The 16,661-nt window shown below is 68.5% G+C and carries 27 protein-coding genes; 26 read left to right on the forward strand and 1 reads right to left on the reverse strand.

Going from position 1 to position 16,661, the window contains the following annotated elements; all coding sequences use genetic code 11:
• Window positions 1-14 precede the first annotated feature (14 nt).
• The 18 genes from rplV to AC2DFQ_RS09085 all read left to right on the forward strand — a co-directional run bounded on the left by rplV (window position 15) and on the right by AC2DFQ_RS09085 (window position 9,998).
• Window positions 15-422 carry a 50S ribosomal protein L22 gene (gene rplV / locus AC2DFQ_RS09000; protein ID WP_484510401.1) on the forward strand — a complete coding sequence of 136 codons (408 nt, stop codon included), beginning with the start codon at window positions 15-17 and terminating at the stop codon, window positions 420-422.
• A complete protein-coding gene (rpsC, locus tag AC2DFQ_RS09005; RefSeq protein WP_484510402.1) occupies window positions 422-1,183 on the forward strand; it encodes a 30S ribosomal protein S3 in 762 nt (253 codons plus the stop codon). The genes rplV and rpsC overlap by 1 nt, the downstream gene beginning before the upstream one ends.
• A complete protein-coding gene (gene rplP / locus AC2DFQ_RS09010; RefSeq protein ID WP_484510403.1) occupies window positions 1,183-1,602 on the forward strand; it encodes a 50S ribosomal protein L16 in 420 nt (139 codons plus the stop codon). Before rpsC ends, rplP begins: the two co-directional genes overlap by 1 nt.
• Window positions 1,602-1,916, forward strand: coding sequence for a 50S ribosomal protein L29 (gene rpmC / locus AC2DFQ_RS09015; protein WP_484510404.1), 315 nt, complete (start codon window positions 1,602-1,604; stop codon window positions 1,914-1,916). The genes rplP and rpmC overlap by 1 nt, the downstream gene beginning before the upstream one ends.
• Entirely contained in the window at window positions 1,916-2,251 is a 336-nt protein-coding gene (rpsQ, locus tag AC2DFQ_RS09020) for a 30S ribosomal protein S17 (RefSeq protein WP_484510405.1), read from the forward strand. The genes rpmC and rpsQ overlap by 1 nt, the downstream gene beginning before the upstream one ends.
• A 4-nt stretch (window positions 2,252-2,255) precedes the next feature.
• Entirely contained in the window at window positions 2,256-2,624 is a 369-nt protein-coding gene (gene rplN, locus AC2DFQ_RS09025) for a 50S ribosomal protein L14 (RefSeq protein ID WP_484510406.1), read from the forward strand.
• 2 nt (window positions 2,625-2,626) lie between these two features.
• Window positions 2,627-2,986 (forward strand): 50S ribosomal protein L24, encoded by a 360-nt coding sequence (gene rplX, locus AC2DFQ_RS09030; RefSeq protein WP_484510407.1) that lies wholly within the window; start codon window positions 2,627-2,629, stop codon window positions 2,984-2,986.
• 2 nt (window positions 2,987-2,988) lie between these two features.
• Window positions 2,989-3,576, forward strand: a complete 588-nt coding sequence (rplE, locus tag AC2DFQ_RS09035; protein ID WP_484510408.1) for a 50S ribosomal protein L5 — start codon at window positions 2,989-2,991, stop codon at window positions 3,574-3,576.
• A gap of 112 nt (window positions 3,577-3,688) precedes the next feature.
• A complete protein-coding gene (gene rpsH, locus AC2DFQ_RS09040; protein WP_484510409.1) occupies window positions 3,689-4,087 on the forward strand; it encodes a 30S ribosomal protein S8 in 399 nt (132 codons plus the stop codon).
• Window positions 4,088-4,093: 6 nt separating this feature from the next.
• A complete protein-coding gene (gene rplF, locus AC2DFQ_RS09045) occupies window positions 4,094-4,630 on the forward strand; it encodes a 50S ribosomal protein L6 (protein WP_484533655.1) in 537 nt (178 codons plus the stop codon).
• A 2-nt stretch (window positions 4,631-4,632) separates the two neighbouring features.
• The gene (gene rplR / locus AC2DFQ_RS09050; protein WP_484510411.1) at window positions 4,633-4,992 is read left to right on the forward strand and encodes a 50S ribosomal protein L18; all 360 of its coding nucleotides are present in this window, start codon (window positions 4,633-4,635) and stop codon (window positions 4,990-4,992) included.
• Window positions 4,989-5,693: a 30S ribosomal protein S5 gene (gene rpsE / locus AC2DFQ_RS09055; RefSeq protein WP_484510412.1), complete on the forward strand. Its 705-nt coding sequence runs from the start codon at window positions 4,989-4,991 to the stop codon at window positions 5,691-5,693. The genes rplR and rpsE overlap by 4 nt, the downstream gene beginning before the upstream one ends.
• Entirely contained in the window at window positions 5,693-5,878 is a 186-nt protein-coding gene (gene rpmD / locus AC2DFQ_RS09060; RefSeq protein ID WP_135063347.1) for a 50S ribosomal protein L30, read from the forward strand. The genes rpsE and rpmD overlap by 1 nt, the downstream gene beginning before the upstream one ends.
• A complete protein-coding gene (rplO, locus tag AC2DFQ_RS09065; protein WP_484510413.1) occupies window positions 5,878-6,435 on the forward strand; it encodes a 50S ribosomal protein L15 in 558 nt (185 codons plus the stop codon). Before rpmD ends, rplO begins: the two co-directional genes overlap by 1 nt.
• Before the next feature lie 105 nt (window positions 6,436-6,540).
• On the forward strand, window positions 6,541-7,860 hold the full coding sequence (secY, locus tag AC2DFQ_RS09070; RefSeq protein WP_484510414.1) for a preprotein translocase subunit SecY: 1,320 nt from the start codon (window positions 6,541-6,543) through the stop codon (window positions 7,858-7,860).
• On the forward strand, window positions 7,860-8,462 hold the full coding sequence (locus tag AC2DFQ_RS09075) for an adenylate kinase (protein ID WP_484533656.1): 603 nt from the start codon (window positions 7,860-7,862) through the stop codon (window positions 8,460-8,462). The genes secY and AC2DFQ_RS09075 overlap by 1 nt, the downstream gene beginning before the upstream one ends.
• A 1-nt stretch (window position 8,463) precedes the next feature.
• The gene (map, locus tag AC2DFQ_RS09080; protein ID WP_484533657.1) at window positions 8,464-9,300 is read left to right on the forward strand and encodes a type I methionyl aminopeptidase; all 837 of its coding nucleotides are present in this window, start codon (window positions 8,464-8,466) and stop codon (window positions 9,298-9,300) included.
• Window positions 9,301-9,305: 5 nt separating this feature from the next.
• Window positions 9,306-9,998 carry a DsbA family protein gene (locus AC2DFQ_RS09085; RefSeq protein ID WP_484510417.1) on the forward strand — a complete coding sequence of 231 codons (693 nt, stop codon included), beginning with the start codon at window positions 9,306-9,308 and terminating at the stop codon, window positions 9,996-9,998.
• A gap of 180 nt (window positions 9,999-10,178) precedes the next feature.
• Here the strand turns inward: AC2DFQ_RS09085 and AC2DFQ_RS09090 are convergent, their stop codons facing one another.
• The gene (locus AC2DFQ_RS09090) at window positions 10,179-11,054 is read right to left on the reverse strand and encodes a hypothetical protein (RefSeq protein ID WP_484533658.1); all 876 of its coding nucleotides are present in this window, start codon (window positions 11,052-11,054) and stop codon (window positions 10,179-10,181) included.
• Window positions 11,055-11,431: 377 nt separating this feature from the next.
• Here AC2DFQ_RS09090 and infA point away from each other — a divergent pair, with 377 nt between their 5' ends.
• The 8 genes from infA (at window position 11,432) to truA (ending at window position 16,633) form a co-directional block, all read left to right on the forward strand.
• On the forward strand, window positions 11,432-11,653 hold the full coding sequence (gene infA, locus AC2DFQ_RS09095) for a translation initiation factor IF-1 (protein WP_028496510.1): 222 nt from the start codon (window positions 11,432-11,434) through the stop codon (window positions 11,651-11,653).
• Window positions 11,654-11,730: 77 nt separating this feature from the next.
• On the forward strand, window positions 11,731-11,847 hold the full coding sequence (rpmJ, locus tag AC2DFQ_RS09100; protein WP_005050492.1) for a 50S ribosomal protein L36: 117 nt from the start codon (window positions 11,731-11,733) through the stop codon (window positions 11,845-11,847).
• A gap of 183 nt (window positions 11,848-12,030) precedes the next feature.
• Window positions 12,031-12,405, forward strand: coding sequence for a 30S ribosomal protein S13 (gene rpsM, locus AC2DFQ_RS09105; RefSeq protein WP_484510419.1), 375 nt, complete (start codon window positions 12,031-12,033; stop codon window positions 12,403-12,405).
• A 40-nt stretch (window positions 12,406-12,445) separates the two neighbouring features.
• Window positions 12,446-12,844 (forward strand): 30S ribosomal protein S11, encoded by a 399-nt coding sequence (rpsK, locus tag AC2DFQ_RS09110; protein WP_023954078.1) that lies wholly within the window; start codon window positions 12,446-12,448, stop codon window positions 12,842-12,844.
• 134 nt (window positions 12,845-12,978) lie between these two features.
• A complete protein-coding gene (locus tag AC2DFQ_RS09115) occupies window positions 12,979-13,968 on the forward strand; it encodes a DNA-directed RNA polymerase subunit alpha (RefSeq protein ID WP_484510420.1) in 990 nt (329 codons plus the stop codon).
• Window positions 13,969-14,010: 42 nt separating this feature from the next.
• A complete protein-coding gene (gene rplQ / locus AC2DFQ_RS09120; protein ID WP_484510421.1) occupies window positions 14,011-14,595 on the forward strand; it encodes a 50S ribosomal protein L17 in 585 nt (194 codons plus the stop codon).
• A gap of 65 nt (window positions 14,596-14,660) precedes the next feature.
• Window positions 14,661-15,683 (forward strand): GNAT family N-acetyltransferase, encoded by a 1,023-nt coding sequence (locus AC2DFQ_RS09125; RefSeq protein WP_484533659.1) that lies wholly within the window; start codon window positions 14,661-14,663, stop codon window positions 15,681-15,683.
• A 113-nt stretch (window positions 15,684-15,796) separates the two neighbouring features.
• On the forward strand, window positions 15,797-16,633 hold the full coding sequence (truA, locus tag AC2DFQ_RS09130) for a tRNA pseudouridine(38-40) synthase TruA (RefSeq protein ID WP_484533660.1): 837 nt from the start codon (window positions 15,797-15,799) through the stop codon (window positions 16,631-16,633).
• Window positions 16,634-16,661 lie beyond the last annotated feature (28 nt).

Consider the following 16,661-nt stretch of genomic DNA (forward strand, 5'->3'; position numbering starts at 1 on the left):
AAGAGGAGAGAGAAATGGTGGAGTCCATCGCACGCGTGCGACACATCCGCGTGACCCCTCAGAAGGCTCGTCGTGTCGTCGCGCTCATCAAGGGCAAGCAGGCTCAGGAGGCCTTGGCCATCCTGAAGTTCGCGCCGCAGGGCGCCAGCGAGCCGATCTACAAGCTCGTCGCGTCGGCTATGGCCAACGCGCGAGTCACGGCCGACAAGACCAACGAGTTCCTGGATGACGCCGACCTGTACGTGTCCAACGCGTACGTCGACGAGGGCACGACGCTCAAGCGTTTCCAGCCCCGCGCGCAGGGTCGTGCGTTCCAGATCAAGAAGCGCACGAGCCACATCACGGTCGTGCTCTCGACGCCGGAGGTCGCGGACGCATCGACAGGCGCCGACGCCGGCACCACAAAGAAGGCGAGCAAGTAATGGGCCAGAAAGTCAACCCGTACGGCTTCCGCCTCGGTATCACCACGGACCACGTGTCCCGTTGGTTCTCGGATTCGACGAAGCCGGGACAGCGCTACGCCGACTACGTTGCCGAGGACATCAAGATCCGTCAGTTGCTGAAGACGCAGCTCGACCGTGCCGGTGTGAGCAACATCGAGATCGAGCGCACGCGTGACCGCGTCCGCGTCGACATCCACACCGCCCGCCCGGGCATCGTGATCGGCCGCCGCGGCGCCGAGGCCGAGCGCATCCGCTCCGACCTCGAGAAGCTCACCGGCAAGCAGATCCAGCTGAACATCCTCGAGGTCAAGAACCCCGAGGCCGACGCTCAGCTGGTCGCTCAGGGCATCGCCGAGCAGCTCTCCGCCCGCGTGGCCTTCCGCCGCGCGATGCGAAAGGGTCTGCAGGGCGCCCAGCGCGCTGGTGCCAAGGGTGTCCGCATCCAGGTCTCCGGCCGCCTCGGCGGCGCCGAGATGAGCCGGTCGGAGTTCTACCGCGAGGGTCGCGTGCCGCTGCACACCCTTCGCGCGAACATCGACTACGGCTTCTACGAGGCGAAGACCACCTTCGGTCGCATCGGCGTGAAGGTCTGGATCTACAAGGGCGATCTCACCAACAAGGAGCTCGCGCGCGAGCAGGCCAACGCCCCGAAGGCCCCCCGCGGTCGTGACGACCGTGGTGGAGACCGTCGCCGTAGCCCCCGCACCGATGCCCCCGTCGCAGAAGGAGCGTCTGCCTGATGCTTATCCCCCGCAAGGTCAAGTACCGCAAGCAGCACCACCCGGGTCGCTCCGGGCAGGCCACCGGTGGCACGCAGGTCTCCTTCGGAGACTTCGGCATCCAGGCGCTCACGCCCGCGTATGTGACGAACCGTCAGATCGAGTCCGCTCGTATCGCGATGACCCGTCACATCAAGCGTGGCGGCAAGGTGTGGATCAACATCTACCCCGACCGGCCGCTCACCAAGAAGCCTGCCGAAACCCGCATGGGTTCCGGTAAGGGTTCGCCGGAGTGGTGGGTCGCCAACGTCAAGCCGGGCCGTGTCCTCTTCGAGGTCGCGGGCGTCAGCGAGGAACTTGCTCGTGAGGCGCTGACCCGTGCCATTCACAAGCTGCCTCTGAAGGCACGCATCATCAAGCGCGAGGAGGGCGACGCGTAATGGCGATCGGCACCAAGACGCTCGCACCCAGCGAGCTCGACACGTTCGAAGACTCCCGTCTCGTGGAGGAGCTCCGCAAGGCCAAGGAAGAGCTGTTCAACCTGCGCTTCCAGTCGGCCACCGGCCAGCTCGAGAGCCACGGCCGCATCCGTGCGGTCAAGCGCGACATCGCGCGGCTGTACACCGTGATCCGCGAGCGCGAGCTCGGGATCCGGGCCACGCCGGCGCCGGTTGCTGCCCCGAAGGCGAAGAAGTCCACGAGGGCCAAGAAGGCGGATACCGCTGACGAGGCCGTGAAGGAAGAGGCTGAGTGATGGCCACCACCAAGAAGACCGCTGAGGTCGCCCCCGAGGCAGCCGGGCACGAGAGCTCCGCGCACGACGTGCGCGACGCCGACGCCCGCGGGTACCGCAAGTCCCGCCGCGGCTACGTCGTGAGCGACAAGATGGACAAGACGATCGTCGTCGAGGTCGAGGACCGCGTGAAGCACCCGCTCTACGGCAAGGTCATCCGCCGCACCTCCAAGGTGAAGGCGCACGATGAGGCGAACTCGGCCGGCATCGGCGACCTCGTCCTGATCAACGAGACCCGTCCGCTCAGCGCCACCAAGCGCTGGCGCCTGGTCGAGATTCTCGAGAAGGCCAAGTGATCGCATGATTCAGAACGAATCCCGAATCAAGGTCGCCGACAACACCGGCGCCAAGGAGCTGCTCACCATCCGTGTGCTCGGTGGCTCCAACCGTCGGTACGCGGGCCTGGGCGACGTCATCGTCGCCACGGTCAAGGACGCGATTCCCGGCGGCAACGTCAAGAAGGGCGATGTCGTCAAGGCAGTCGTCGTTCGCGTCGTGAAGCAGACCCGCCGTCCCGACGGCTCATACATCAAGTTCGACGAGAACGCCGCCGTGATCCTGAAGAGCGACGGGGAGCCGCGTGGCACCCGCATCTTCGGGCCGGTCGGTCGTGAACTTCGCGACAAGAAGTTCATGAAGATCGTCTCGCTCGCCCCGGAGGTCATTTGATCATGGCGAAGATCAAGAAGGGCGACCTGGTTCAGGTCATCTCGGGCCCCAAGCCCGAGCGCGGCGGAGATCGCGGTAAGCAGGGCAAGGTCCTCGAGGTCCTCGTCGAGCAGAACCGCGTGATCGTCGAAGGCGTGAACTACGTCACCAAGCACAACCGCGTGGGTCAGACCCAGCGCGGAACCAAGACGGGCGGCATCGAAACCTTCGAAGCCCCCATCCACATCTCCAACGTCGCCCTGGTCGACCCCGAGACCAAGAAGCCGACCCGCGTCGGCCACCGGGTCGAGGAGCAGGTCAAGGACGGCGTCAAGCGCACGGTTCGCGTGCGCTTCGCGAAGAAGTCAGGCAAGGACCTCTGAATATGAGCACCGCGACTGCCGCGGAGGCTGGCAAGATCCAGCCCCGCCTGAAGCAGAAGTACCGGAACGAGATCCAGCAGAAACTGCGGGAAGAGTTCGGGTACACCAACGTCATGCAGATCCCCGGCCTGGTCAAGGTCGTGGTGAACACCGGCGTCGGCGAGGCTGCTCGTGACAGCAAGGTGATCGATGGTGCGGTCGACGACCTCACCAAGATCACCGGCCAGAAGCCGCTCGTCACGAAGGCCCGCAAGTCCATCGCGCAGTTCAAGCTGCGCGAGGGCCAGCCCATCGGCGCACACGTCACCCTCCGCGGTGACCGTGCGTGGGAGTTCATCGACCGTCTCGTGAACCTCGCGCTTCCCCGCATCCGCGACTTCCGTGGCCTGTCGGACCGTCAGTTCGACGGCACCGGCAACTACACGTTCGGACTCCAGGAGCAGGCCGTGTTCCACGAGATCGACCAGGACCGGATCGACCGGGTCCGCGGTTTCGACATCACCATCGTCACCACGGCGAAGACCGATGAAGAGGGCCGCTCGCTGCTGCGTCAGCTGGGCTTCCCCTTCCGTTCGGCCGAGCAGGCCTGACAACTCCACAATCCAAGCCCCGTCCCCGAGCCTGTCGGAGGGACGAGGCATCCATGGAAGGTCGTCTGCCGCGTAACGGCAGCCGAAACCTCATGATCGAAAGAAGCAACCCATGACGATGACAGACCCGGTCGCAGACATGCTGACCCGTCTGCGCAACGCGAACTCGGCGCACCACGACTCCGTGTCGCTGCCGAGCTCCAAGCTCAAGACCCACATCGCCGACATCCTCCAGCAGGAGGGCTACATCGCCGGCTGGACCGTCGAGGACGCCCGCGTCGGCCAGACGCTCACGCTGCAGCTGAAGTACGGCCCGAACCGCGAGCGGTCGATCGCCGGCATCAAGCGCGTGTCCAAGCCCGGTCTGCGCGTGTACGCACGTTCGACCGAGATCCCCACCGTCCTCGGTGGCCTCGGCGTCGCCATCCTGTCCACCTCCTCCGGTCTGCTCACAGACCGCCAGGCCGAGCAGAAGGGCGTGGGCGGGGAAGTTCTCGCCTACGTGTGGTGATCTGACATGTCGCGTATCGGACGTCTTCCCATCGACATCCCCTCCGACGTCACCGTCACGGTGACCGGCTCGGATGTCGCCGTCAAGGGCCCCAGGGGCGAGCTTTCGCTCACCGTGGCGCGCCCCATCGAGGTCAAGGTCGAGGACAACCAGGTCTTCGTCTCCCGTCCCGACGACGAGCGCGAGTCGCGGTCGCTTCACGGCCTGACCCGCACGCTCATCAACAACAACATCATCGGTGTCACCCAGGGCTACACCAAGGGCCTCGAGGTCGTCGGCACGGGTTACCGTGTCGCCCAGCGGGGCAGCTCGATCGAGTTTGCGCTCGGTTTCTCCCACCCCGTGCTCGTGGAGCCGCCCGCCGGCATCACGTTCACGGTCGAGGGCAACAACCGCGTGACCGTGACCGGCATCGACAAGCAGGCCGTCGGCGAGGCCGCAGCCAACATCCGCAAGATCCGCAAGCCCGAGCCCTACAAGGGCAAGGGTGTGCGTTACGCGGGCGAGGTCGTCCGTCGCAAGGCCGGAAAGAGTGGTAAGTAGCCATGGCTCTCAAGTCAAAGTCTGACGCCCGTAGCCGTCGTCACACGCGCCTTCGCAAGAAGGTCGTGGGCAGCGAGGCTCGTCCTCGCCTCGTCGTGACCCGCTCGGCGCGCCACGTCTTCGTCCAGCTGGTCGACGACAGCAAGGGTCACACCGTGGCCTCCGCATCCACCCTCGAGACCGACCTCCGGGCGCTCGATGGGGACAAGACCGCCAAGGCGCGCAAGGTCGGCGAACTCGTCGCCGAGCGTGCAAAGGCCGCCGGGGTCACCGACGTGGTCTTCGACCGCGGTGGTAACCGGTACGCCGGTCGCGTCGCCGCGATCGCCGAAGGCGCCCGCGAAGGAGGGCTGAACCTGTGAGTGACAACAAGGAGACCGAAGTGACCGATGCGTCCCAGGCCGCACCGGCCACGGCCGAGACGGCCACCGCCGGCACGGCCGACGCCAGCCGCGAGCCTCGTGAGGCCCGCCGCGGCGGGCGCGAGCGCAACCCGAACCGCGGTGACCGCGGATCGCGCGACCGCAACGAGAGCCAGTTCCTCGAGCGCGTCGTGACGATCAACCGCGTGTCGAAGGTCGTCAAGGGTGGCCGCCGCTTCAGCTTCACGGCCCTCGTGGTCGTGGGCGACGGAAACGGCGTCGTCGGCGTCGGATACGGCAAGGCCCGCGAGGTGCCCCTGGCGATCTCGAAGGGCGTCGAAGAGGCCAAGCGCAACTTCTTCCGCGTGCCGCGCGTCGGCTCGACCATCCCGCACCCCGTGCAGGGTGAGGCCGCCGCCGGTGTCGTGCTGCTTCGTCCCGCCGCTGCCGGTACCGGTGTCATCGCCGGTGGTCCGGTGCGTGCGGTGCTGGAGTGCGCCGGCATCCACGACATCCTGTCGAAGTCGCTCGGCTCGTCGAACACGATCAACATCGTGCACGCGACCGTCGCCGCGCTGAAGCAGCTCGAAGAGCCCCGCGCCGTGGCCGCCCGCCGTGGCCTGGAGTACGACGCGGTCGTCCCCGGCATCATCATCCGCAACGAGGCCAAGGCCGCCGCTGCGGCGAAGGCAGGTGTCTGATGGCGAGCCGACTCAAGGTGACCCAGATCAAGTCCAAGGTGAGCGAGAAGCAGAACCAGCGTGACACGCTGCGCAGCCTCGGTCTCAAGCGGATCGGCGACGCTGTCGTCCGTCCCGACGACGCGCAGACGCGCGGCTACGTCAAGACCGTCGCCCACCTCGTGAAGGTTGAGGAGATCGACTGATGGCTGACAACGACAACGTCGCTGCCGACAAGCCCGCCAAGAAGGCGCCCGCGCGCAAGCCCGCGGCCGCCAGGGCGACCAAGCCCGCCGCCGCCCAGGCCGCCGCTCCGGCGACGCGTCCGGGTGTGCTGAAGGTGCACCACCTGCGTCCGGTCCCCGGCGCCCACACCGCCAAGACCCGTGTCGGTCGCGGTGAGGGCTCCAAGGGTAAGACCGCGGGCCGTGGCACCAAGGGCACCAAGGCCCGCTACTCGGTGCGCATCGGCTTCGAGGGTGGCCAGATGCCGCTGCACATGCGGACGCCGAAGCTGCGCGGGTTCAAGAACCCGTTCCGCGTCGAGTACCAGGTCGTGAACCTGGACAAGCTCGCGGATCTGTACCCCTCCGGTGGCGACGTGACCGTGAGCGACCTGGTCGCCAAGGGCGCCGTGCGCAAGAACGAGAAGGTCAAGGTGCTCGGCACCGGCGACATCTCGGTGAAGCTGAACGTGACGGTCGACAAGGTCTCGGGTTCTGCCGAGCAGAAGATCGTCGCGGCGGGCGGCTCGGTCAACTGACCTCGCCTGCATCTCAGAGGGCCGGAGCGCGCTAGCTCCGGCCCTCTGGGTTACCCTGGTTGTCTGTGCGCCTCTGCGCGCCGGAACCACTCTGGAGGAATCCACTTGTTCAGCGCCATCGCGCGGGTCTTCCGCACGCCTGACCTGCGTCGCAAGATCGCCTTCACCCTGGGCATCATCGCGATCTACCGGTTCGGCGCACACATTCCGACGCCGTTCGTGGACTTCCCGAACGTGCAGTCCTGTCTCGACCAGCAGGGGAGCACCGAGGGCCTGCTGTCCCTGGTGAACCTCTTCTCCGGTGGTGCGCTGCTGCAACTGTCGATCTTCGCGCTGGGCGTCATGCCCTACATCACCGCGACGATCATCGTGCAGCTCCTCCGCGTGGTCATCCCGCACTTCGAGACCCTCTACAAGGAGGGCCAGGCCGGGCAGTCGCGTCTGACCCAGTACACGCGCTACCTCACGATCGCACTGGCACTGCTGCAGTCCACGACCCTCGTGACGGTCGCCCGCAGCGGACAGCTGCTGGGCGTCGGCATCCCGGAGTGCGAGAACCTCCTCACCAACGACGTGTGGTGGGCCCAGCTGCTCATGATCATCACGATGACCGCCGGTACCGGCCTCATCATGTGGTTCGCCGAGCTGGTCACCGAGCGCGGTGTCGGCAACGGCATGTCGATCCTCATCTTCACCTCGATCGCCGCGACCTTCCCGGCCGCGATGTGGTCGATCTGGCAGGCCCGCGGCTTCGAGATCTTCCTCCTCGTGCTGGCCGTCGGAATCCTCGTCGTCGCTCTCGTCGTCTTCGTCGAGCAGTCCCAGCGCCGCATCCCGGTGCAGTACGCCCGGCGGATGGTGGGACGCCGGACCTACGGCGGAACCAACACGTACATCCCGATCAAGGTCAACATGGCCGGTGTCGTCCCGGTCATCTTCGCCTCGTCGCTGCTGTACATCCCCGCGCTGATCGCGCAGTTCAACCAGCCGCAGGCAGGGCAGGAGACCCCGGGCTGGGTGGTGTGGATCTCGCAGTACTTCACGACGGGCGACCACCCGCTGTACATGCTGGTCTACTTCCTCCTCATCATCGGCTTCACCTACTTCTACGTCGCGATCACCTTCAACCCGGTCGACGTCGCCGACAACATGAAGCGCTACGGCGGCTTCATCCCCGGCATCCGCGCGGGGCGGCCCACGGCCGAGTACCTCGACTACGTCCTCACCCGCATCACGCTGCCCGGATCGATCTACCTGGGCCTCATCGCCCTCCTGCCGCTCATCGCCCTCGCGACCGTCGGCGCCAACCAGAACTTCCCGTTCGGCGGCGCGTCGATCCTGATCATCGTCGGTGTGGGCCTGGAGACGGTGAAGCAGATCGACGCCCAGCTGCAGCAGCGTCATTACGAAGGGCTCCTCCGCTGATGGCTCAGGCTGTGCGTCTCCTCATCGTCGGTCCGCAGGGTTCGGGGAAGGGCACTCAGGGCGTCCGCATCGCTGAGGCCTTCGGCATCCCCGTCGTCTCCACCGGCGACGTCTTCCGCGCCAACGTGGCCGAGGGCACCGAGCTGGGCCTGCAGGTGCGCGAGATCATCGACGCCGGCCGGCTCGTCCCCGACGAGCTCACCAGCGCCGTCGTGCGCGACCGGCTGTCGAAGGAGGATGCCGCGGGCGGGTTCCTCCTCGACGGCTACCCCCGCAACCTCGGGCAGGTGATGCACCTGGACGAGTTCCTCGGCGGGCGCGACGAGAGCCTGGACGCCGTCCTGGCGCTCGTGGTGCCCCGCGAGGAGTCCATCGAGCGGCTCACAAAGCGTGCGCAGGAGCAGGGCCGCGCGGATGACACCGAAGAGGCCATCGCGCACCGTCTGGCGATCTACGACTCCGAGACCGCGCCGATCCTCGGCGTGTACGGCGCACGGGGCATCGTCGACGAGGTCGACGGCATCGGCACCCTCGACGAGGTCACCGAGCGGATCTTCGCTGCGCTCGAGGCCCGCGGCCTCGCGCGCACGGCCGCGGCCTGACGTGGTGTTCCGCTCGTCCGCATACAAGACGCCCGCGCAGCTGCGGGCGATGGTGGAGCCGGGGCTCATCACGGCGGCGGCCCTGGACGCGGTGCGCGCCCTGGTCGCGCCCGGTGTGACGACGCTCGAGCTGGACGCCGAGGCATCCCGCGTCATCCTCTCCCGCGGCGCCCGCTCGAACTTCCAGCTCGTGCGGGGCTACCGGCACACCCTCTGCACGTCGGTGAACGAACAGGTCGTGCACGGCATCCCCGGTGACCGGGTGCTGCAGGCCGGCGACCTCGTCTCGATCGACGCCGGCGCCGAGCTGCGCGGATGGAACGGCGACTCGGCGATCAGCGTCATCGTGCCGGGGGAGGCGCCCACCGATGTCGTGGCGGCGCGCCGGCGGCTCTCCGAGGTCACGGAGGGGTCGCTCTGGGCCGGCATCGCGAGGCTGGCGACCGCCTCGCACCTCGGCGAGGTGGGCGCGGCCATCCAGGACTACATCGACGAGCACGCGCCCGAGGGCGGGTACGGCATCCTGCGCGACTACGTCGGGCACGGCATCGGCCGCAAGATGCACGAGTCGCCGAGCGTGTTCAACTACCGCACGCCCGACCCCGGCGCGCCCGTGCGACCGGGCCTGGCCGTCGCGATCGAGCCGATGGTGGTCGCCGGCGACCAGGAGACCTTCGTCGAGGACGACGGCTGGACCGTGTCGACCGTCGACGGGTCGGACGGCTCACACTGGGAACATAGCGTGGCCGTGCATGATGGAGGGGTCTGGGTGCTCACCGCCCCCGACGGCGGTGCCGAGAAGCTCGCGCCGTTCGGAGTCGTCCCGAAGGAGATCTGACCGTCATGGCCGCCCCCCGGAAGGTCAATTGGTTCGCGATCGGCGTCAGCATCGCCGTCGTGGTCGTGCTGATCGGTGTCGGCGCCGCGGTGTGGTGGGGAAACGCCGTGGCGAACTCCGCCGGTGAGGTGCCCGACACTCCCGCGGTGAACGCGGAGACCGGCGCCATCGCGGTGGGCGAGGGCCCCGACACGGTGGACACCTACGTGGACTTCATGTGCCCGGTCTGCAACGACTTCGAGCAGGCCTACGGCCCCACCCTCGAAGAGCTCGCCGCCGACGGCACCATCACGCTCAACATCCACCCCATCACGATCCTCGACCGTTTCTCCGGCGGCACGGAGTACTCCACGCGTTCTGCCGGCGCGGCGTACTGCGTGGCAGAGGACGACCCGGCCAACGTCCTCCCCTTCGTCCAGGCGATGTTCGCGAACCAGCCCGCCGAGAACTCCTCCGGCCTCACCGACGACGAGATCATCGCGATCGCCGAGCAGTCCGGAGCATCCCCCGATGCCGCCGAATGCATCGCGGACGGCACGTACACGCGATTCGCGACGGCGATGACCCGCGAGACGCCCGTGCAGGAGGGGTCGTCCGGCATCGCGACCCCGACCGTCGTGGTGAACGGGGAGGTTCTCTCGAACCAGACCGACCTGACCGGCGACCCCCAGGCCGACATCGTCGCTCGCCTAGGCTGACCGCCCGCGCCCCCCGTCCCCCCGTCCTTCGCCGAGAAACGACGTTCCGGACGAGAAACGGCGCGCCGCGTCCTGTCTCGTCCGGAACGTCGTTTCTCGCTCAGCGGGAGCGCGGATTGCGGCGGAGAGTCGCCAGCATCGGATGCTGCGGCGCGAAGGGCTGCGGCACCCCGGCGTGCGTCAGGGCGGTGCAGAGAGGCGTGACGCGCATCGCTGCCGCCAGATCCCAGCGGGCGAAACCGCCCTCGTGACGGCGGAGTCGATCTTCGCGCTGCTTCTCCGTGCGGATCCGCCGCGCCGCCTCTCCGGGGTCGTCGGTGTACTTGTCGTAGCCGTCGGATTCGCCGATCGCGCGGTACGCCGCCCAGTAGAAGTCGGAGCGATCCCCTCGTAGTGGAACACCTGCTGCAGTTCGGGCGGGGGGAAGCCGCACCACTGGATCACCGCCCGGCTGACGGATTCGCCGACCGACTCGGCGCGCGCATCCAGGTGGGGGAGCACCCAGCGCAGGCGCCTGCTCCCGCGCCCGTTCACCTGCGCGGCCGCGATGTCACCGAGAAGCCCGGGGCTCACGCTGTCGGGGAACCCGCGGAGGGCAGCGTCGCCCACGGCGAGGCCGAACGCCGGCGGAAGGGCGCGGATGAGATCGACCGTCGTGTCCTCCGGCGACGTGACCGAGAGGGCGCCGACGCTCACGACCCGCGGGTCGGCGCTGGTATGGACGGCTACATCCCCGAAGCGGTGCGACCGATCCCGGCCAGGGTCGTACACGTGGATGTCCCGCGGCTCGCCGAACAGCGGAAGGCCGAGAAGGGCGGCCGCGGATTCGAGGCAGAAGACGGCCCCGGGCGAGACGGACGCGAAAGCGTGCACCCGCGCCAGATAGCGCTCCCAGGGTTTCAGGTCTTCCCACGCCTGGCGGGGCGCGTACACCCCGGGTCTCACCCTCACGCGGCGATCGTCCTCGCGAAGGCGCAGGCCCGCCTCCTCGGCATCCCGCGCCCGCAGGAGGGGCAGAGGGGATGGCATCAGCGGGTCACCGGGTACAAGCAGCATCCCGACATGGTGGCCCGCGACACGCGCGCCGCCCGCGCGCATCCCGCGCCCCGTGGACAACCCGCCCGAACCCGCCCCGGGGGAGGAGTGGTCGGGCGCGCCCGCTCTGCCGCCGGGTGCCCCGAGAAACCACAAGCGGGACGAGACGTAACGCGCCGCGCCGTTTTTCGCCCGCATCGTCGTTTCTCGCCGGGGGAGAGGGGAGGAGCGGGGGGCGGGGGCCGGCGAGCGGCGGGGAGGAGCGGGGGGCTGGTTTGCCGGGGGGCGCAATACCACGTATGATTGGTCGTTGGTGCTTTGCGCCTCTATTGGCGTGTCGAAGCACCGAATCCCATCCACCGCAGACCGACCGGTCTGCAACAAGCGATAGCGAGTATATGGCGAAGAAAGACGGTGTCATCGAGATCGAGGGTGTCATCTCCGAGGCCCTGCCCAACGCGATGTTCCGCGTCGAGCTGACCAACGGACACAAGGTGCTCGCCACGATCTCCGGCAAGATGCGGCAGAACTACATCCGCATCATCCCCGAAGACCGTGTCGTCGTGGAACTCAGCCCCTACGACCTCACCCGGGGCCGGATCGTCTATCGCTACCGCTAGGCCGGTCGAGAAGTAACGACCGTGCTTCGAAAGCTCAGCAGCCGAAGCGCGGTACGAAGACAGCGAACAGGAACATCATGAAGGTCAATCCCAGCGTCAAGCCCATCTGCGATCACTGCAAGGTCATCCGCCGTCACGGCCGGGTGATGGTGATCTGCAAGAGCAACCCGCGCCACAAGCAGCGCCAGGGCTGAGGCTTCGACAAGCTCAGCCACCGGCTGAGCCACTCACAACTGAATACATAACGGCAGGATCAGATCTCCCGCTCCCGGACCCCTCGACAAGCTCGGGGACCGCGATCGGGAGGGACACCTCGGGGCGGAGGCCCGGGCACCGATCCTGCTCCACACCTCCACGACACTCCTTTGGAGATCCGCATGGCACGTCTCGCCGGCGTCGACATCCCGCGCGACAAGCGCGTGGTCATCGCCCTGACCTACATCTACGGCGTTGGCCGTACCCGCTCGAACGAGATCCTCACGGCAACCGGCATCGGCCCGGATGTCCGCGTCAAGGACCTGACCGACGACCAGTTGATCGCGCTGCGCGATCACATCGAAGGCACCTACAAGGTGGAGGGTGACCTCCGCCGCGAGGTCGCCGCCGACATCCGCCGCAAGGTCGAGATCGGCTCCTACGAGGGCATCCGCCACCGTCGCGGCCTTCCGGTGCGCGGCCAGCGCACGAAGACCAACGCGCGCACCCGCAAGGGTCCGAAGCGCACGGTCGCCGGCAAGAAGAAGGCGCGCTAGGCCTCCGCCGGCGCCCCAGGATTTAGGGAGAACGGACACCATGGCACAGGCCAAGTCCGCGGCGCGCAAGCCGCGTCGCAAGGAGAAGAAGAACATCGCGCTGGGCCACGCCCACATCAAGTCGACGTTCAACAACACGATCGTCTCGATCACCGACCCGTCCGGCGCTGTCATCAGCTGGGCGTCCTCGGGTGGCGTGGGCTTCAAGGGCTCGCGCAAGTCCACGCCCTACGCCGCAGGCATGGCCGCAGAGTCGGCCGCCCGCCAGGCGCAGGAGCACGGCGTGAAGAAGGTCGACGTCTTCGTGAAGGGTCCGGGTTCGGGCCGCGAGACCGCGATCCGCTCGCTGACGGCCGCCGGCCTCGAGGTGGGGTCCATCCAGGACGTCACCCCCCAGGCACACAACGGCTGCCGCCCGCCCAAGCGCCGCCGCGTCTGACGCTTCGCCGCCCAGATTTCCTCGCGGATGCCGCGGGTTCCGCTCCGGCGGGCCCTCGGCATCCCTGAACACAACTCAACATTTCACCCACCGCACGTGTCATATAGCGGGCACGTGATCGAAAGGAACCCATAGTGCTCATCGCACAGCGTCCCACTCTGACCGAGGAGAAGATCGGGGAGTTCCGCAGCCGCTTCGTCATCGAGCCGCTCGAACCCGGATTCGGTTACACGATCGGCAACGCGCTGCGTCGCAGCCTCCTGTCCTCCATCCCCGGCGCCGCCGTCACCAGCATCCGCATCGACGGCGTGCTGCACGAGTTCAGCACCATCCCGGGCGTGAAGGAGGATGTCACCGAGATCATCCTCAACATCAAGCAGCTGGTCGTCTCCAGCGAGCGTGACGAGCCCATCACGGCGTACCTGCGCAAGACCGGCGCCGGTGAGGTCACCGCCGCCGACATCTCCGCCCCCGCCGGCGTCGAGGTGCACAACCCTGAACTCGTCATCGCGACCCTGAACGACACCGCGAAGTTCGAGCTCGAGCTCACCATCGAGCGTGGCCGCGGCTACGTCTCGGCGACCCAGAACCGCAACGAGTACGCCGAGGCGGGCCAGATCCCGATCGACTCGATCTACTCGCCCGTGCTCAAGGTCAGCTACCGCGTGGATGCCACGCGCGCCGGGGAGCGCACCGACTTCGACAAGCTCGTGCTGGACGTCGAGAGCAAGTCCTCGATGGCCCCGCGCGACGCCGTCGCGTCGGCCGGTCGCACCCTGACCGAGCTGTTCGGCCTCGCCCGCGAGCTGAACGTCGAGGCCGAGGGCATCGAGATCGGCCCCGCGCCGGTGGAGACCGTCCTCTCCAACGAACTCGCCATGCCGATCGAAGACCTCGACCTGTCGGTGCGTTCGTACAACTGCCTCAAGCGCGAGGGCATCAACACCGTGTCGGAGCTCGTCGCCCTCTCGGAGACGCAGCTCATGAACATCCGCAACTTCGGTCAGAAGTCGGTCGACGAGGTGCGCGACAAGCTCACCTCGCTCGGTCTGTCGCTGAAGGACTCGGTGCCCGGTTTCGACGGCGCCCAGTTCTACGGCGGCTACGACGAAGAGACCGTCTGACCGCGGCCGCCCGACACGAGACCTTCCAGGAGTAACTGAGACATGCCCAAGCCCACGAAGGGTCCCCGCCTCGGCGGCGGCCCCGCCCACGAGCGTCTGCTGCTTGCCAACCTCGCCGCGGCCCTGTTCACCCACCGCTCGATCCAGACGACCGAGACGAAGGCCAAGCGCCTGCGTCCGCTCGCCGAGCGCCTGGTCACCTTCGCCAAGCGCGGCGACCTGCACGCGCGCCGCCGCGTGCTGAGCGTCATCGGCGACAAGGAAGTGGTGCACGTTCTCTTCACCGAGATCGCGCCGCTGGTCGCCGACCGCCCGGGTGGTTACACGCGCATCACCAAGATCGGCAACCGCAAGGGCGACAACGCCCCGATGGCCGTCATCGAGCTGGTTCTCGAGCCGGTGACCCCGAAGGTGAAGTCCTCCAGGAACTCCGCCGCACCGGCCGCCGCCGCGCCCGCCGCGGAGGAGCCGGCCACCGAGGATGCCGCCGAGACCGAGGCCACCGATGAGGTCGCCGAGGTGGAACCCGCCGAGGATGCTGTCGCCGACGGCGACGCAGACGCCGGTGCCGAGTCGCCCGAGGAGGGCGCCGCGGCCGAGGCTGCTGCCGAGGACGCACAGAAGTAACGTTCTCCCGGTTCGATCGAGACCCCCGTCCTTCGTGGCCGGGGGTCTCGTCGTAGGCTGGAGCAGTGAACGCCACACCCCTGTCCGCGCGGGTGACGGCTCCGGCGCACATCCCCGCCCCGCAGCATCCCGAGGTCGCGCAGTGGCGGGGAGCCACCGCCGACGACATCGACGCGCTGCACGCCCTCTTCGCCGCCGCCGGGCGCGTGGATCACCCGACCTACACGATCCCGCGCGCGGAGGTCGCCGACGGCTTCACGCTGCCGCATATCGATCAGGCGCGCGACACGATCCTCGCCCTCGACGACGCCGGACGTCTCCTGGCGGCCTCCAGCGCGATCCTGCATCCGTCGCGGGACGTCGCCGCCAAGGCGCACCTCGACGGGGCCGTCCACCCGGAGCACCGCCGCCGTGGCATCGGCACCGTCGCGATGCGGTGGGCCTACGACCGCGCGCTGCAGCAGCTGGCGTCGGTGGATGCGCCGGTTCCCGGTCAGGTGGCGCTGTACACGCCAGAGCGCAATGCGGATGCGGCGGCGATCGCCGAGCGGCTGGGGCTCCAGACGGAGCGGTGGTTCACCACGATGGTGCGCGACCTCGACGCGCCGGCGGAAGCCCGCCCGGCACCCGAGGGCACCGCGCTCGTGACGTATACGCCGGACCGAGCGTTGGACGCCCTCGCAGCCCGCAACGACGCCTTCCGCGACCACTGGGGGAGTCTCCCGTCCGTGGCGGATTCGTGGCGCACGTTCGTGGACGGCCCCTTCCTCCGGCCCGACCTGTCGACGCTGCTGGTGGAGGACGGCCGGATCGTGGCCTTCTGCCTGGCCTCGGTGAACGAGGACGACTGGGAGGCGCTGGGGGCATCCCACGCCTACGTCGACCTGATCGGCGTGGTCCGCGATCGTCGGGGCCGCGGCTATGCTCCCACGGTGATCGCGCGCACGCTGGAGGCTGCTCGTGCGGCGGGGCTGGAGAAGGCCGTGCTCGATGTGGACACCGCGAGCCCCACCGGCGCGCACGGTCTGTACGAGCGCCTCGGATTCGCCGCGACCGATCGCGACCGCGTCCTGACGCAGAACTTCTGACGCAGCACTTCTGACGCAGCACTTCTGACGCAGAACTTCTGATGCGGCACTTCTGACGCAGCAGCGCGGCGCCCGCCGGCCAGCGCGCAGGAGGCGCCGATTAGGCTGGGCGGGTGCGCATCCGTCTCGACATCTCCTACGACGGCACGCACTTCCGGGGGTGGGCGGCCCAGCCGGGCCTGCGGACCGTCCAGGGAACCCTCGAGGACGCCCTCACCCGGATTCTCGGCAGCCGCCCGCGCCTCGTCGTGGCGGGACGCACCGACGCCGGTGTGCACGCGTCGGGCCAGGTGGCCCACATCGACCTCGACGAGACGCAGCAGGCACGGCTGCCGCGGGGCCGCCGCGACGGCGACCCGGTGACGGCGTTCGCCGGACGGCTGCGCGGCGTCCTCGGCGCGTACCCCGACGTGACGGTCACGGCCACCAGCGCGGCGCCCGACGGGTTCGATGCGCGGTTCTCCGCTGTCTGGCGCCGGTACCGGTACCGGCTCGCCGACGGGGCCGCCGGCTACGACCCGCTCGAGCGGCACCGGACCACCAGCATCCGCGCCGCGCTGGATGACACCGCGATGGATGCCGCGGCGCGCTCCCTCATCGGATTGCACGACTTCGCCGCCTACTGCAAGCCGCGCGACGAGGCGACGACGATCCGCACGCTGCTGGATTTCCGGTGGCACCGAGACGCGTCCGGCGTGCTCGTGGCCGAGGTGAAGGCCGACGCGTTCTGTCACAGCATGGTGCGTGCCCTCGTCGGCGCGTGCGCGGCCGTGGGCGAGGGGCGCCTGGACGTGGCCGACGTGGCCGCGATCCGGGATGCGGGCATCCGCACGGCCGCGACGAAGGTGCTGGCCGCCCGGGGCCTGACCCTTGTGGAGGTCGGATACCCCGCGGACGAGCTGCTCGCCCAGCGCGCCGATCAGACCCGCAACCGCCGCGACCTCGAGTGATGTCGTCGACACTTGGGGGTCGCTGAGG

This window comes from Microbacterium sp. Z11_20, assembly GCF_057197605.1.